The sequence below is a fragment of the Aquabacterium sp. genome (genome assembly GCF_016234775.1).
In the GTDB taxonomy this organism is placed as follows: domain Bacteria; phylum Pseudomonadota; class Gammaproteobacteria; order Burkholderiales; family Burkholderiaceae_C; genus Aquabacterium.
In genome coordinates this window covers 106,325-120,205 of record NZ_JACRAH010000003.1, presented here as the reverse complement: position 1 = coordinate 120,205, position 13,881 = coordinate 106,325, and the positions used below count along the sequence as shown (strand labels likewise).

Genomic DNA, 13,881 nt, shown 5'->3' with positions numbered 1-13,881 from the left:
GGCGCCGGTATCAGCAAGCGCTGGCTCGGCCGCGACATGAGCTTCGGTCGATGCATTTGCGTCAACGGATGCTGAGGCCGCGTCATCCACAGCGGTATTCGCCTCCATCTCGATGTCGTCTTCCGGGATCTCTTCAAACTCTTCGAGCGGCGGCTGCGTGATCGCCAGGGGCAGGTTGCCCACCAGTTCCTTGGCTTGCGCCAGCACATCACCCAGTGCGCCTTGCAGGATGCGCGGCGCCAGGGCGTCGTAGTCGAGCAGCAGGTCCAGCAGCGGGCCTTCGGCCACGTCTTCGCCCTTGCGGATGATGAAGCCGTGGTTTTCGAGGCGCTTGAGGTTGGTGTCCAGGCGCGTCTTTTTGCCCAACTGGATGCCGAAGTCGGCCAGCAAGGCCTTGTACGACACCAGGGGGCTCACGCTGGCCGCCGTGGGGATGGGCTTGTCCTTGCCGAACATGTCGTTCTGATCGTCACCTTCGGCCTGGTTGGCGCGGGCGGCCTGGCGTTCGCGCTTGGGCAGGATGATCAACGCCCACAGGATCACCAGCAGCGAGACGGCGTCACGCGGCAGGTCGATGTTGTTGTGGCTGTTCAGGCCCGTCTCGCCAAACACGGCGGTTTCGGCCGGGCGCAGCAGGGCCACGCTGACATGGTCGGCGTAGATGTTGTCGATCAGGCGCAGGCCAACCTGGGCCAGGCGATCCTGTGTCGCTTGCCACAGGTCGGCGTCAATCAGGGCGCGCTTGACCTTGGTGTGTTGGCGCGGCAGCCAGCGGCGCGCGAGCAGTTCGGCGGCCAGCAGGGCCGCGTCGTCGAGATGGGAACTCATGCTTGGGCTTCGTTGGAATCTTGTGGGGCGCTGGATGCGTCAGGGGCTGCGGGTTCGCTGGATGGGGCTGACGAGGACGGGTCTGAAGCACCGGCTGGTCCAGATTCGGGGGTGCCAGGCGCTTTGCCACCTTTGGCTCGGCCGGGCGGGCGACCTTTGGGCTTGGCTTCGGGCGCAGGCCTGGGGCTCAGCACAATGGGCTCGCGGTCATCCACCGGCAGCGCGATGGGCTGGCCTTGCGCATCAAACTGGATCGGCTGGACGAAGCCGTCGCTGACCAGGGACACGGCTTCATCGGTGGTGCCCACGTGGTTCGGCTTGAACTGCCATTGCCAGGGCGCCCGGGCCAGGTCGCCCGTGAGGCCCTTGAGGGTCTGGGCCTGCGCATCGCCCACCAGAGGCATCAGCTGCATCCGGTAGGCAGCTTGGGCAAAGCGGCCACCCAGGATGGCGTCCGACAAGGGGCGCGTGCCAGGGGCGGGGGCATCGGGGCTCAACGCTTCGCCGGCTGCCTCCGCCGCCACGCGCTGTGCGGCCTCTTCCGTGGCCATTTCAGACCAGCGGTCCAGCAGGCTGATCAGGTTGCCCAGTTCGGGCGGCAGGCTGAGCGTGTCGAGCGTGCCGCTGGCGGCCTCTGCTGGCGGCGGCAAACCGGCCAGACCTTGTGCCACGGGGCGATCACGCTCGAACTCGCCTTCGGCCACGTCGATCAGGTCATGCTGGCTGACCATCACAGGCCGCACGGGCACCGACAAGGCCTCGCCCATGATCTCCCACAGGGCCGGGTGGCGTTGCAGCCAGGCGCGCACATCGGAGGTGGTCAGGCCGGTGGAGCCCAGCGTCACGCGCTGGCGGTCGGCCTGTTGCAGGGCGCGGGTGAACTGGCTGGCCATGGACAGCAGGCGGGCCTGTTCCTGGCCGATGGCGCGGGCTTCGCGCTCCAGGCGCGGGTCTTCGTGCTCGGCGCGGATCAGCGCGGTCAGGGCCTGGCCGGCGCGGTCGACCAGCTCCAGCGCCCGGTCAAAGCGCGGCTGGGCCACGCGCAGGCGCGATTCCGAGCCGCTGGCAATCGCGTCCGAGAACTCATCGTGCAGGCGAGCCAGTTGCGCATGCAGGTGCTTGAGCTGGTTGGTGCTGACCAGGCCCAGTTGCTGGGCGCCCGCCACTTGCGACAGCAACGCGGCCATGTCGTCGTATTCAGCCGCCGGGGGCGTGGTCATCGGGGCCAGCAGGCCATGCACCTGTTGCGCCAGGGGTGACAGGTGGTAGTCCTGCGGGGTGGCATCCCACACGAGCAGGTTGATGTCGCGCAGGCGCTTGAGCACGGTGTCCAGCGCATCGGGCAGCACGGCGTGGAACAAACGGTTTACGTCCTCGCGTGACAGGCGGGCCTGGGGCTGGGCCGCCAGCTCCATGAAGCACCACAGGCGCAGTTGCACCATGGCTTGCGGGCCATTGAACAGGCCGCGTAGTGCTTCCAGCAAGGCCTGGCGCTGGCTCAGGGCCCAGGCCAGGGGCTGGGCAGGGGCAAAGTCCGCATCTCGGAAGTAGCCCTCGAAGCTGGTGCTCTCGTGTTGTTCTATCTGGGGCGCCTCGGTCATGGGGGGAGATTGTGCCGGAAGCCCGGGGCCGGGTTTTTACCGGTTTCACCCTGTTGCAGCACCGGGGGCATGCCAGAATCGAGCCCTTTGCCAGAAGGGATGCCTGCCGTGGATTTGAAAGTACCGATCAAGATTGCCGATGAACTGTCCGACGAGGTGATCAACGGGACCGGCTTGCTGGACTTGGCCAGTGGCGAAATCCACCGCGTGACCTACCAGGACTACGACGTGGACGTCGAAGGCCTGCCGGTGGACAGCGAAGACTACGAGTTCACCAGCGGCATCTTGTCCAACAACGGCAAGGACGTCGAGTTCGGCATCAAGGTCAACAAGACCACCGGCCAATACTCGGTGACCGCCGATGAACTGCTGGAGATCAAGACGCGCGCTGCGGCGCTGTTTGCCGGTCTGTCGGCACAGGACATGCTGGCCAGCGCCGAAGCCAAGGCCGGCAAGGGCGGCAAGAGCGCCAAGTAAGCCTCAGGCCACGTCTGCCGAGCGGTTGACCCGCCGGTGGTGGCCTGCTTCAGACAGGCTGGGGCCCAGCACCTTGTTGCGGCCCGTGCGCTTGGCCTCATACAAGGCCTTGTCCGCCGTGGCGAACAGCGAGATGCGGTCCATCCCGTCTTGCGGGATCAGGCTGGCCACGCCGATGCTCACCGTCACATGGCGTGAGGGGGCGTAGTCATGGGCGATGCAGGCCTGGCTGATCGTCAGGCGAATGCGCTCGGCCAGTTTCAGCGCTTCGTTCAATGAGCCGCCTGGCAGCAACACTCCGAACTCTTCGCCACCCAGGCGCGCAGCGATGCCTTTGTCTGCCTGCGCCGTCTTGCTGATGAGCGCGGCCACCAGTTTGAGGCATTCATCACCGGCCAGGTGGCCCAGCTTGTCGTTGTAGAGCTTGAAGTGGTCCACATCAATGATGAGCATGCCCAGCGGGCGTTGGTCATCCAGGCACTCACCCCAGATGCGGTCCAGATCGTCTTCGAACTGACGGCGGTTGCAGATGCCAGTGAGCGGGTCCACCACCGACAGGGCCTTCAGGCGCTGGCTGGCTGCCAGCAGGGCGTCGCGCTGGATGCCATCGATGCGCGCCAGCAGCCACTCCTTGCGCAGACCGTGCTCCAGCGTATAGGCCAGGATCAGCGTGTAGACCATGTTGTTGACGATCATGAACAGGTTGTCGCCGTACACGATTTCCTGCACCGGCCCGACTGGTTTGAGCATCAGTGCCACCGCCAGGGAGGTGATCACGGAGGGCACACAGGTGAACCAGAACGGCTGACGGGCCGCCACCCCGGAGAACATCGGGATCAGCATCAGGCACACGGAGTAGCTCAGCGTGGAGGTGAGCTGGCTCTTGGAGAAGACCCAGGTCGATACCAGTGCCACGGTGGCGGTGCTCAGGCTGTAGAGCGCCTCGCGCCACAAGGGCCGTGGCGTGAACCAGATGAAGGTTGTCAGCAGCAGGATCCAGGCACTCACCCAGACCTGGAAGTCCAGCACCGAATCCTGAATGTCGCCGAACATGGCGCGGTTGAGGATGGCCGAGATATTGAAGATCAAGAGGCCTAGCAGTGCGGTCAGAGCCAGTTGCTTGCGCCTGGGCTCGGCGTTGTGTTCGATGTAGGCTGATTCAAGCGGCTCGGGAAAGCGCAGGCTCAGGAAGTGCCCCTCCAGCGTTTCCTGGCAGCGCTCTTCGTCGGCCTCGGCCTGGTCATCGACGGGGCCCGCCAGGCGCTCGGTGGGCATGGGGCTGGCCAGGTGAACTGGCGCGTTGTCTGCCTGATTGCAGGCTTGCTCTGCGCAAACTTTGTTGCGTCCCTCGGCCTTGGCTCGATACAGCGCGCGGTCGGCCCGATCTTGCAAGCACTGTGGTGTGTCGCGCGGTTCCGCCTGCCAGTTTGCCAGCCCGGCACTGATCGTCACGTGATCGGCCACCGTGGAGTCACGGTGAGGCATGCGCAAGGCCGCGACCGCGTTGCAAACGCTTTCACCAGCATGCTGAGCCTGATCAGGGGCGTGATCCGGCAGGATGATGGCGAATTCTTCTCCACCTAGCCGGGCGGCGCTGCCGCCGTGGATCTTGGCCTGTATTGCCAGCACGCGGGCGATCTCGATCAGGCAGGTGTCTCCGGCCGGATGACCATGGCTGTCGTTGTAGCGCTTGAAAAAGTCCACATCAATGGCCAGCAGCGCCAGAGGTGTTTGTTCCCAGGTGGCCTGGTCGATGGCCTCCTGCAAGGTGACGTCGAACTGCCTGCGGTTGTTCAGTCCGGTCAGGGGGTCCTGAATCGACAGCAATTGCAACTGGGCCGAGGTCTGCAGCAAGGCATCGCGTTGATGTTGTTCAACACGGCGCAGCAACCAGTTGCGGCGCTCGCGGTGTTCGAACGCATAGTTGGCCAGCAAACCAAAGGCGAAGCTCATGGCCATCAGGTGCCTCAGCCCCGTGGCCATCTGGGCCTGGTCGGGCGTGAAGCCTTTCACGAACAGCACATAGGCACCAAAGGTGATCAGTGCCGATGTGAGTGACCAGTAAAAGCGCAGCCGCGCTGCGATGCAGCTGTACATCACCGGGATGGCCGCCATGGCCGAGTGCGTGATGGCCGTATCGGCACGACTGGCCGTGGCCATCCAGATCACCAGCAGGCTCATGGCCGTACCCAGCAGGGTGGTGATGAACTCGGCGTGCCAGCCCTGGCGAACGCGCGTGGGGCTCAGCCAGGTGGCCAACAGCCCGGCCATGGCCAGTGCCATCCATACCCAGACCAGTTGCCAGACAAGGGCTGCGATCTCCGGTGTGGCGTCGTTGACGTTGCCCGATCCCAGCACCACGCCCAGGCAACCCAGCAGTGCGCAGGACACCAGCAATCTGCGACGAGGCTCCAGCGTATCGGCGGCGAACTCGGCTTCCAGTGTCTTGGGAAAACGCAGCCACAGATGGCCGCGAGCGAGTGTGGCTTCAGCAGAGTCAGGCGCAGCCGAGCGCACGGGTTCAACCGTGTCACGACGCAAGTTGTCGTCACGATGAAGACGTACGATCTGGTTCACAGCCCGTTATCGGCACGAAACCGGTCAAAACTGAGGCCGCGAAGACCTGCATCGGCTGTGCGGTAGGCCATGGCGTGGTACTTCCCGAGTCTGGCCTGAATCGGCCCCATAGTTATTTTTCTGATCCGGTCAGGCTAACCGAGCCGATGTATCCGGTCAACGCTCCCCCGAATAGGGGTGTGTTTTTCTGGTCAAGTCCTGAATTAATACGCTGTGGGGCGTGTACTCCTCTACACAGGGTGCAACACGCCATGCGATAGTGATCTGGTGCACCGAACGTTTTTTGTTCGCCGCTGCTTGCCGTTGAAAGGGGGACCCCATGCAGTTACTGGACGAGATGCTCTCTCTGAACCTGCTGACACCTGAGCAACACCACGAGATCGGCGCCTGGGTCAGCCGCTCGAAGACGCCTGACAAGATCATGCAGATGCCCGCGCATCTGTGGCGGGCACTGGAGATGGCCAGCGTGCTGATGGACTTCGACGTGCCGCAGTCGATGCGGCACTGAGGTCACATGCCAGGGATGGCTTTCTGGAATTCTGCAGAGCCGTTGGGTGTGACAACATCGGTCAACGGGTTCCACCAGCCCGTGAGTCCTGCTGCGGCTTTGGCTCCGAAGTAGCTGATGCCCAACGCATCCAACATGTTGCCGCAGTGCTTGCAGCATGGGGCGTCTGCCGTGATCGTGATGCTGCCCGCACCACTGGCCAGTTCTGCGCGAAGATTGGGCAGAGGCTGTGCGGGATTGATCTCCAGGTAGTTGATCAGCGCTGACAGGATCAACATCTCGGCATGAAAGCCGGTGCGCTCGCTCAGTTTGGTCTTGGTGTCGGCATCCGCGCGGCCATCGCGAACGTCCGTGAAGCCCTCGATGACTGCGGCCGGTTTGAACGGGCTGCCCTGGATGGCGCCAATCAGCACTTCCCCGTGCTTGGTCAGCGTGCCCAGCGCGGACGTGTAGGCCTTGTCGCCTCGGGGGCCAAAGACCGTCATGACCACGTCGTTGAGTTCTTCTGCCGTCATGATGCACCTTCCGATTTCATGTTGTGGTGCGCGGATTATCGGACAAGGCGAAGCGTGTGGCCGTCGTGCCGATGGGCCTTCCGCGACTTTGAACGGGCGTGCAGGCATCGGGCGATCGGACGCGGTGTTTCGTCTGGCGCAATGCCGTCTTGCGCTGGCGCACCTTGTGCAGTACTTCACGTCAGCAATGCACGCTGGCGTGTAATCCCCCGTTCGGGATGAGGATGGGGTGCCGATGAAGGAAAGGATATGCCCGTCCTGTCCTCGTCGTTCAACTCTGCCAGCAATCCGGCCTCGCCGGAAATGATCGCGCGTATCGACAAGGCGCGCGAGCAGGCCATGCACGAGTTGCTGCCCAACGCCATGCTCTTCAGCATGATCTGCACATTGGGCACATCCCTGGTGCTGCAAAGCCGGGTGCACCATCCCGGGCTGGAGTACTGGATGGCGGCGCGCATGCTGTTGGGCAGTGCGCGTTATGCCTATTCGTTCTGGTTCTTGCTTAAAGGCAATACGCGACCCGGGCGGACGCTGGCGATCTACCGTTTGCTGACCGCGCTTGATGGCCTGTCGTGGAGCTTCCTGGGCTGGGGCCTGACCCCGCTGGATCAACTGGATGTGGCCGTGGTCACCATCAGCGTGATCATCGGCGTGGCAACCCTGGGCACCTTCATCCTGCATGTGGACTGGCCTTCCGTGGCGGGGTTCGTGTCCGCCATGATGGTGCCCAATCTGTTCTTCGCGCTGGCCCGCCATGATGATCTGGGCGTGTATTGCTCGGTGGCGCTGTTCGGGACCTGGGTGATTCTGCTGTCTGAGGGGCGCAGATCGAATCGGCGCATCAAGGAGTTGCTGGCTTTGCGCTTTCAAAGCGAGCAGGTGGCCCAGATTCGCGAAGAAGCCCTTCAGCAAGCCAAGGCGCTGAGTGAAGCCAAGAGCCGCTTTGTGGCCACCATGAGCCACGAAATGCGCACCCCCTTGCACGGCATCCTGGGCCTGACGCGTCAACTGCGTGCCCGCGAGCGTGACATGCAAAGCCTGCGGCAGCTCGATCTCATCAAGGGCTCGGGCGAGCACCTGGTCAACGTCATCAACGACATCCTGGATTTCTCCAGCATCGAGGCGGGCAAGTTGCCTATTCATGCTTCGCCTTTCAATCTGCGCACACTGCTGCAGGAGATGGTCGAGACCTCGCGCGTCAATGCGCAGGAGCGCGGCCTGAGCCTGTATGCCACGCTGGACATCGGCCATGAGTTCGATGTGTTCGGTGACCCGGTGCGTTTGCGCCAGGTCCTGCACAACCTGCTGGGCAACGCCATCAAGTTCACGCAGCAAGGCTTCGTGAAGATCAGCGCACAGCACGATGCCCTGAGCGGCCAGTTGCATGTGCAGGTGCAGGATTCCGGGGTGGGCATTCCCCCTGCGGATGTGGCCCGTGTGTTCGAGGCGTTTCATCAGGCTGAAGGCACCTACCAGCGTCGCTTTGGTGGCACGGGCCTGGGCCTGACCATTTCGCGTGATCTGTGTCAGGCCATGGGCGGGGAGCTGCGTTGCGTCAGCGAGGTGGGAAAAGGCTCCGTGTTCAGCTTTGCGCTGCCCTTGCCGGTTCACCAGGAAGCGCACGGCCTTCAGGATGCGAGTGCCGAAGCGGCGCAGGCCGAGGAACTGGTTGAGACGCAGCATCTGTTCAAGGACGCTGCACCCCATGTCCTGCTGGTGGAAGACAACCCCGTCAACGCCATGATCGCCGAGGCGGAGTTGAAGACCCTGGGTGTTGACGTGACGGTGATCGACAGTGGGCAGGCTGCGGTGGACTGGCTGGCACGCAAACAGGCGGATCTGGTGCTGATGGACTGCGAGATGCCCGAGATGGATGGCTTCGAGGCCACGCGCCTTATCCGCGAGCAAGAAAGCCAGTTGCGCAAACCGCCCGTGAGCATCATCGCGCTGACGGCCAATGGCAAGGATGTGTATGGCGAGCGTTGCCGCAAGGCGGGTATGAACGACCACCTGGCCAAGCCTTTCAGGCCCATCGATCTGGCTCGCGCACTCAAACGGCACTTGCGTTTGCGCAGGCAGCCATTGCGGCCGGTGCGAACATGAAAATTCTGGCCAGCCTTGTCTTGTCACTGCTTGCGCTGAGCGCCGTGGCGCAAGGACCCGCTGCGCATCTGACGGTATCGACCGATGGTGAGACCGTGATCGATGCGCAGGCCGGCATGGCCTGGTCGCGTTGCGTCGAAGGCATGTATTGGAACGGCAAGACCTGTGAAGGCGAGGCGGTGCTGGCTACGCACAAGGAAGCCATGAACCTCGCGGCCGACAGGCGCAAAGCCGATGGCGAGGACTGGCGCGTGCCGCGCGTCACCGCCTTGCGGCAGTTGGTGTCGGACATGCAGGCCTTGCGTGATGGCGGCCGCTCACGCTTTCCCCGTGCGCCAGAAGGCTGGTACTGGGCGGGCTCGGCCAATGTGGACAGCTCGGCGCCCGTGGTCAACCAGTACAACTATGGCAACCTGAGCCAGGGGCGCACCAGCGAGAACACCAACCGCATGGCCTTCCTCCACGGATGGGCCGTGGACATGGACACCGGCGAGGCAAGAGGTGATGTCCTCAAACGCACCACGCGCCTGCCCGTCAGATTGGTGCGATTGCTCAGTGTGGAAAAAAAATGCAAGCGCGATTGCCCAAGGCCTGATATATTGCGCTAATAGAGCTGCGATCTGCTTACCTTTGCAGCCTTCATCGTCTGATCCACGATTCGACGCGCACAGCGCCCTCATAGCTCGATCAGACTGTCGACCCGAGATGTCTTCGCGGTCGCGCACTCAATCGGCGAGCTTCACTCTGGTCTTGACCTTCTTTTAGACCAGATCAAACCCCCACCCCTTTTTCTGCAATCTGGCGATCGGGATGTCGAGCCTTCACGGGCTGAATCCACGCCGGTTGCTTGTCTGTATTGACCTTGCACGGTCGCATGAGCGACGCGTGCCATCGAAGTGAACATTTCTCAAGCTAACGCACTCTCCATCGGCAAGTACCTCTTGTCGCCGCTCGTCAAACTCACCGACTCCGGTCGGTACGCTGCGTCCGTTTCGGTGCGCAGTGGCCGTGGCTGTGGCACCCATGACCGGATCTTCCGGTTCGTGCCGTCCTTCGCCACTTGCGAAGAAGCCACCCGCTACGCCCTGTCCCAAGGCCGCAGCCTCATCCCCGCCTGAACACAAGGAAATACGTGTCCAAAGAAGATCTGATTGAAATGCGCGGCCAGGTTGACGAAGTCCTGCCTGATGCCCGTTTCCGTGTGACGCTTGAAAACGGTCACCAGCTCATCGCCTACTCGGGCGGCAAGATGCGCAAGAACCGCATCCGCATCCTGGCGGGTGACAAGGTTTCGCTCGAACTCTCTCCCTACGACCTGTCCAAGGGTCGTATCACTTTCCGTCATTTGGAGCCCCGCACGGGTGGCGGGCCCATTCCTGCGCGACGGCCTTACCGCTGATCCGCACAGGTTTTTCTCTCACTCATTTCTCTCTTGAAAGATTCCATCATGGAAAACAAACTCTACGTCGGCAACCTGGCCTACTCTGTCCGCGACGACAGCCTGCAACAAGAAATGTCTGCCTACGGCAGCGTCATGTCCGCCAAGGTCATGATGGACCGTGACACCGGTCGTTCGAAGGGCTTCGGCTTCGTCGAAATGGGTTCGGCTGAAGAAGCCCAAGCCGCCATCCGCGGCCTGCATGGCAAGACCGTTGACGGTCGCGCCCTGGTCGTGAACCTGGCCCGTCCTAAGGAAGATCGTCCTTCGGGCGGCTTCGGTGGCGGCAACGGTGGCGGCGGCTACCGTGGTGGCCGCAGCTCTTACTGAGCTGCCACCCGTGCCATACTGAGCCCATGAACGTGCAGGCCTTGATCGCTTTGTCGCATCACCACCATCACCATGCTTTGCCATGGCGCCGTGGTCATGCCTGCACGCTCTTCTTGCAACGACCTTGAGAACATCAAGCAGCAAGTCAAGCTCAGACAACACCCGAAGGCGCCGCAAGGCGCCTTTTTCATTGGCGAGGCCTTTTCATGAGTCGATTCTGGAGCCCCCTGGTCCCACAGTTGAAGCCTTATGTGGCGGGCGAGCAGCTCGATCTGCCCGAGCTCATCAAGCTCAACACCAACGAGAACCCCTATGGCCCGGCACCCGAGGTGCTGGCCGCCATCGCCCAGGCCAATGCCGACAGCTTGTGCCGGTACCCGGATCCCGGTGCGGTGGCGCTGCGCGACACCATCGCGGCGCACCATGGTGTGCAAGCCGAGCAGGTCTTCGTGGGCAATGGTTCGGACGAGGTGCTGGCTCATGCTTTTGCGGCCTACTTTCGCCAGGGCTTGCCGCTGCTGATGCCCGATGTGAGCTACAGCTTCTATCCGGTGTATGCCCAGCTCTACGGCATTGCTGTCGAGGTCGTGCCGGTGAACGCGGATTTCAGCATCGATGTGCAGGCCTATGCCCGCCCTGGCGGTGATGTGGGCGGCGTGGTGATCGCCAATCCCAATGCGCCGACCGGCATGGCCTTGCCGCTTGAACAGATCGAGCGTCTGCTGAACTTGTGGCCCGATCGCGTCGTGCTGATCGACGAGGCCTATGTGGACTTTGGCGGCGAGAGTGCCGTGAGCCTGCTGGCGCACCATCCCAATCTGCTGGTGGTGCAGACGCTGTCCAAGTCGCGTGGCCTGGCGGGTTTGCGTGTGGGCTACGCCATGGGTTCGGGTGAGTTGATCGAAGGCCTGGAGCGCATCAAGGGCTGCTTTAATTCCTACCCATTGGATCGCCTGGCGCAGGCTGGTGCGCAGGCCTCTTTTGAAGCGGATGCGTACTTCAGGGCGACGTGCTCGCGCGTGGTGCAAAGCCGGGTGCGCCTGACCGAGGGGCTGCGTGCGCTGGGCTTCGAGGTGCTGCCGAGCGCGGCCAATTTTGTCTTTGCGCGGCATCCTGATCGCGACGCGGCCCAACAGGCCCAAGCCTTGAAGGACCAGGCCATTCTGGTTCGGCAGTTCAAGCTGCCTCGCATCGAGCAGTTCCTGCGCATCACGGTGGGCACGGACACGCAATGTGCGCGATTGCTGGCCGCGCTGGCTGTGGCGTGACTTTTGTCGGGTGGCATGGCGGTTGGCTGTCGCTACAGTGCGGCTCACGTCATCCACTGTGGAGCCCGATATGTCTGGCGGTTTGAACAAGAAGCTGATCAACAACACCGACGATTTCCTGCGTCGCTACGCCATCAAGACGCAAAGCCACTACTTCTACAAGAAGCAGCAGGACAACACGAATGCCCTGTCGAGTGGCGACTATGCGGTGGACCTGGTGCCCGCACCGAACGAGCCCCACCCCGCGGTGTATCTGCAGGTGCGTTCGCGCTGGGGCAAGCTCAGTCACCAGCTCGATTGCTTCTTCCTTTCGGCCAAACCCAATGATGTCAATCGGCAGACCCTGCCTTCGGATGTCGACTGGTTCTTTACCGACCTGCTCACAGGCTGCCAGTTCCTGATCTATGGCTCACCGGATCGGCCCACCGTCGAGCACAACAACAGTCTGGACGGCTCGGTGGATTACGGCGCCTGCCTGGCCAATGCGCAGCGTGGCGGCTTGCTGATCAGGGTGTCACCAGGCGAACAGTACGACGCGACGGGCGGCGAATGCGCCGTGGTGGTGGGACATCGCCAGGGCGGCGCCTGGCAGTTCTACATGCAGCGCATCGACGCGGCTCAGAAGATCCACCTGACCAAGTTTGATGCGTTCTGATCGCGTGTGAAGCGCCCAAGAAAAACGCCCCTTTGCGAGGGGCGTCTTGTTGTGGACGGTGAAGTCTGAATCAGCTGGCGTAGCGCTTTTGCGGCTCCACCTGCGCAGGCCGCGCCACCTTTTGGGGCTTGGAGAAGGTCATCACGCCATCTTCCAGTTTGCCGTTGTGCAGCTGTTCCTTGTCCATGGCGTAGTTCTGATAGAGCTTCCATGGGGCGCGGTCGGCGCCCTTGGGCAGGTGGGCTTCAGCGCGGGCCACATAGCCCGATGTCATGTCCAGCAGTTGCGTGGGCTTCACATTGGGGTCGCGGCGCGCCACGGCGATGCGGTTGCCGGTCTTGTCCATGTGCTTGATCAGGCGGCACACGTATTCGGCAATCAGGTCGGCCTTCAGCGTCCACGAGGCATTGGTGTAGCCCAGCGTGTTCGAGAAGTTGGGCAGGTCGCTGAACATCAGGCCCTTGTAGGAGATGTGCTTGCTCATGTCCACAGGCGCGCCGTCCACCGAGATGGCCATGCCGCCGAACAGGCGCAGGTTCAGGCCGGTGGCGGTGACGATGATGTCGGACTCCAGCACCTGGCCGGACTTCAGCAGGATGCCCTTGTCCACGAACCGATCGATCTGGTCGGTGACCACCGAGGCCTTGCCCTTCTTGAGTACCTTGAACAGATCGCCATTGGGCACGGCGCACAGACGCTGGTCCCAGGGGTTGTAGGGCGGCGTGAAGTGCTTCATGTCGAAGTTCGGCCCCACCTGCATCTTCACCTGCTTGAGCAGGAACTTGCGCACGGCATTGGGGTACTTGCGCGACAGCTTGAAGATCAGCTGCGTGATGAAGTTGTTGCGGGCTCGGCTGATGTTGTAGACCGTCATGTCCGGCAGGAACTTCAACAGGAAGCGCACCATCGGGTCGAACTGCGGCACCGAGATCACATAGCTGGGCGTGCGCTGCAGCATGGTCACGTGCTGGGCCTTGTCCGTCATCGACGGGATCAGGGTGATGGCGGTGGCGCCCGAGCCGATCACGGTCACGCGCTTGCCGCTGTAGTCGAGGTTCTCAGGCCAGAACTGGGGATGAATGACCTGGCCCTTGTAGTCGTCGCGGCCTTTGAACTCGGGCGTGAAGCCTTCTTCGTAGTTGTAGTAGCCCGAGCACATCATCAGCCAGTTGCAGGTGAGCTGAGCGGTCTCGCCGTTCTTCTTGCGCACAGTCAGCGTCCAGGTGGCGGTTTCACTGTCCCACGATGCAGCGGAAACATTGTGGCCGAAGCGGATGTGCTTCTGGATGCCACCATCACGGGCGACTTCCTGGATGTAGTTGCGGATGCGGTCGCCGTCTGCGATGACCTTGGGCTCGGTCCAGGGCTTGAAGTTGTAGCCCAGGGTGTACATGTCCGAGTCGGAGCGGATGCCGGGGTAGCGGAACAGGTCCCAGGTGCCGCCGATCGTGTCGCGCCCTTCCAGGATGGCGAAGCTCTTGTCCGGACACGCTTTGCGCAGGTGCCAGGCAGCGCCGATGCCAGACAGGCCGGCGCCCACGATCAAGACGTCTAAGTGTTCGGACATGCGATTTGTCTCCT

Annotated in this window: 13 protein-coding genes and 1 pseudogene; 9 read left to right on the top strand and 5 right to left on the bottom strand. The window is 62.7% G+C overall.

Going from position 1 to position 13,881, the window contains the following annotated elements; translation table 11 throughout:
- Nucleotides 1-195: 195 nt before the first annotated feature.
- Together HY836_RS02025 and HY836_RS02020 are read right to left on the bottom strand one after the other, a co-directional pair.
- A pseudogene (locus HY836_RS02025) lies at nucleotides 196-828 on the bottom strand (hypothetical protein); the annotation flags it as partial.
- Entirely contained in the window at nucleotides 825-2,429 is a 1,605-nt protein-coding gene (locus tag HY836_RS02020; RefSeq protein WP_290673073.1) for a hypothetical protein, read from the bottom strand. The gene HY836_RS02020 and the pseudogene HY836_RS02025, both read right to left, overlap by 4 nt.
- A gap of 108 nt (nucleotides 2,430-2,537) precedes the next feature.
- Between HY836_RS02020 and HY836_RS02015 the strand changes: the two genes are divergently transcribed.
- Complete coding sequence (locus HY836_RS02015; protein ID WP_290673071.1) at nucleotides 2,538-2,906, top strand: hypothetical protein; 369 nt, start codon at nucleotides 2,538-2,540, stop codon at nucleotides 2,904-2,906.
- A 3-nt stretch (nucleotides 2,907-2,909) separates the two neighbouring features.
- Here the strand turns inward: HY836_RS02015 and HY836_RS02010 are convergent, their stop codons facing one another.
- Nucleotides 2,910-5,483, bottom strand: a complete 2,574-nt coding sequence (locus tag HY836_RS02010; protein ID WP_290673069.1) for a diguanylate cyclase — start codon at nucleotides 5,481-5,483, stop codon at nucleotides 2,910-2,912.
- A 319-nt stretch (nucleotides 5,484-5,802) separates the two neighbouring features.
- Here HY836_RS02010 and HY836_RS02005 point away from each other — a divergent pair, with 319 nt between their 5' ends.
- Nucleotides 5,803-5,991: a hypothetical protein gene (locus tag HY836_RS02005; protein WP_290673067.1), complete on the top strand. Its 189-nt coding sequence runs from the start codon at nucleotides 5,803-5,805 to the stop codon at nucleotides 5,989-5,991.
- A gap of 2 nt (nucleotides 5,992-5,993) precedes the next feature.
- Here HY836_RS02005 and HY836_RS02000 read toward each other — a convergent pair whose 3' ends face one another.
- Nucleotides 5,994-6,506: a hypothetical protein gene (locus HY836_RS02000; protein ID WP_290673065.1), complete on the bottom strand. Its 513-nt coding sequence runs from the start codon at nucleotides 6,504-6,506 to the stop codon at nucleotides 5,994-5,996.
- 249 nt (nucleotides 6,507-6,755) lie between these two features.
- Here HY836_RS02000 and HY836_RS01995 point away from each other — a divergent pair, with 249 nt between their 5' ends.
- The 7 genes from HY836_RS01995 (at nucleotide 6,756) to HY836_RS01965 (ending at nucleotide 12,300) form a co-directional block, all read left to right on the top strand.
- Nucleotides 6,756-8,609 (top strand): ATP-binding protein, encoded by a 1,854-nt coding sequence (locus HY836_RS01995; protein ID WP_290673063.1) that lies wholly within the window; start codon nucleotides 6,756-6,758, stop codon nucleotides 8,607-8,609.
- Nucleotides 8,606-9,217, top strand: coding sequence for a DUF1566 domain-containing protein (locus HY836_RS01990; protein ID WP_290673061.1), 612 nt, complete (start codon nucleotides 8,606-8,608; stop codon nucleotides 9,215-9,217). The genes HY836_RS01995 and HY836_RS01990 overlap by 4 nt, the downstream gene beginning before the upstream one ends.
- A gap of 288 nt (nucleotides 9,218-9,505) precedes the next feature.
- Nucleotides 9,506-9,727 (top strand): hypothetical protein, encoded by a 222-nt coding sequence (locus HY836_RS01985; RefSeq protein ID WP_290673059.1) that lies wholly within the window; start codon nucleotides 9,506-9,508, stop codon nucleotides 9,725-9,727.
- Between the two features lie 14 nt (nucleotides 9,728-9,741).
- The gene (infA, locus tag HY836_RS01980; RefSeq protein WP_290642752.1) at nucleotides 9,742-10,008 is read left to right on the top strand and encodes a translation initiation factor IF-1; all 267 of its coding nucleotides are present in this window, start codon (nucleotides 9,742-9,744) and stop codon (nucleotides 10,006-10,008) included.
- 48 nt (nucleotides 10,009-10,056) lie between these two features.
- Nucleotides 10,057-10,377 carry an RNA-binding protein gene (locus HY836_RS01975; protein ID WP_290673058.1) on the top strand — a complete coding sequence of 107 codons (321 nt, stop codon included), beginning with the start codon at nucleotides 10,057-10,059 and terminating at the stop codon, nucleotides 10,375-10,377.
- A gap of 206 nt (nucleotides 10,378-10,583) precedes the next feature.
- Nucleotides 10,584-11,645, top strand: coding sequence for a histidinol-phosphate transaminase (gene hisC / locus HY836_RS01970; RefSeq protein WP_290673056.1), 1,062 nt, complete (start codon nucleotides 10,584-10,586; stop codon nucleotides 11,643-11,645).
- 70 nt (nucleotides 11,646-11,715) lie between these two features.
- The gene (locus tag HY836_RS01965) at nucleotides 11,716-12,300 is read left to right on the top strand and encodes a hypothetical protein (protein WP_290673054.1); all 585 of its coding nucleotides are present in this window, start codon (nucleotides 11,716-11,718) and stop codon (nucleotides 12,298-12,300) included.
- A 70-nt stretch (nucleotides 12,301-12,370) separates the two neighbouring features.
- Here the strand turns inward: HY836_RS01965 and HY836_RS01960 are convergent, their stop codons facing one another.
- Nucleotides 12,371-13,867 (bottom strand): NAD(P)/FAD-dependent oxidoreductase, encoded by a 1,497-nt coding sequence (locus HY836_RS01960; RefSeq protein WP_290673052.1) that lies wholly within the window; start codon nucleotides 13,865-13,867, stop codon nucleotides 12,371-12,373.
- Between the last annotated feature and the right edge of the window lie 14 nt (nucleotides 13,868-13,881).

Coding starts and splice junctions, on each gene's coding strand:
- HY836_RS02020 (WP_290673073.1), bottom strand. CDS start 2,429: ATGACCGAGGCGCCCCAGATAGAACAACACGAGAGCACCAGCTTCGAG.
- HY836_RS01990 (WP_290673061.1), top strand. CDS start 8,606: ATGAAAATTCTGGCCAGCCTTGTCTTGTCACTGCTTGCGCTGAGCGCC.
- HY836_RS01975 (WP_290673058.1), top strand. CDS start 10,057: ATGGAAAACAAACTCTACGTCGGCAACCTGGCCTACTCTGTCCGCGAC.
- HY836_RS01995 (WP_290673063.1), top strand. CDS start 6,756: ATGCCCGTCCTGTCCTCGTCGTTCAACTCTGCCAGCAATCCGGCCTCG.
- HY836_RS01965 (WP_290673054.1), top strand. CDS start 11,716: ATGTCTGGCGGTTTGAACAAGAAGCTGATCAACAACACCGACGATTTC.
- HY836_RS02005 (WP_290673067.1), top strand. CDS start 5,803: ATGCAGTTACTGGACGAGATGCTCTCTCTGAACCTGCTGACACCTGAG.
- HY836_RS01960 (WP_290673052.1), bottom strand. CDS start 13,867: ATGTCCGAACACTTAGACGTCTTGATCGTGGGCGCCGGCCTGTCTGGC.
- hisC (WP_290673056.1), top strand. CDS start 10,584: ATGAGTCGATTCTGGAGCCCCCTGGTCCCACAGTTGAAGCCTTATGTG.
- HY836_RS02000 (WP_290673065.1), bottom strand. CDS start 6,506: ATGACGGCAGAAGAACTCAACGACGTGGTCATGACGGTCTTTGGCCCC.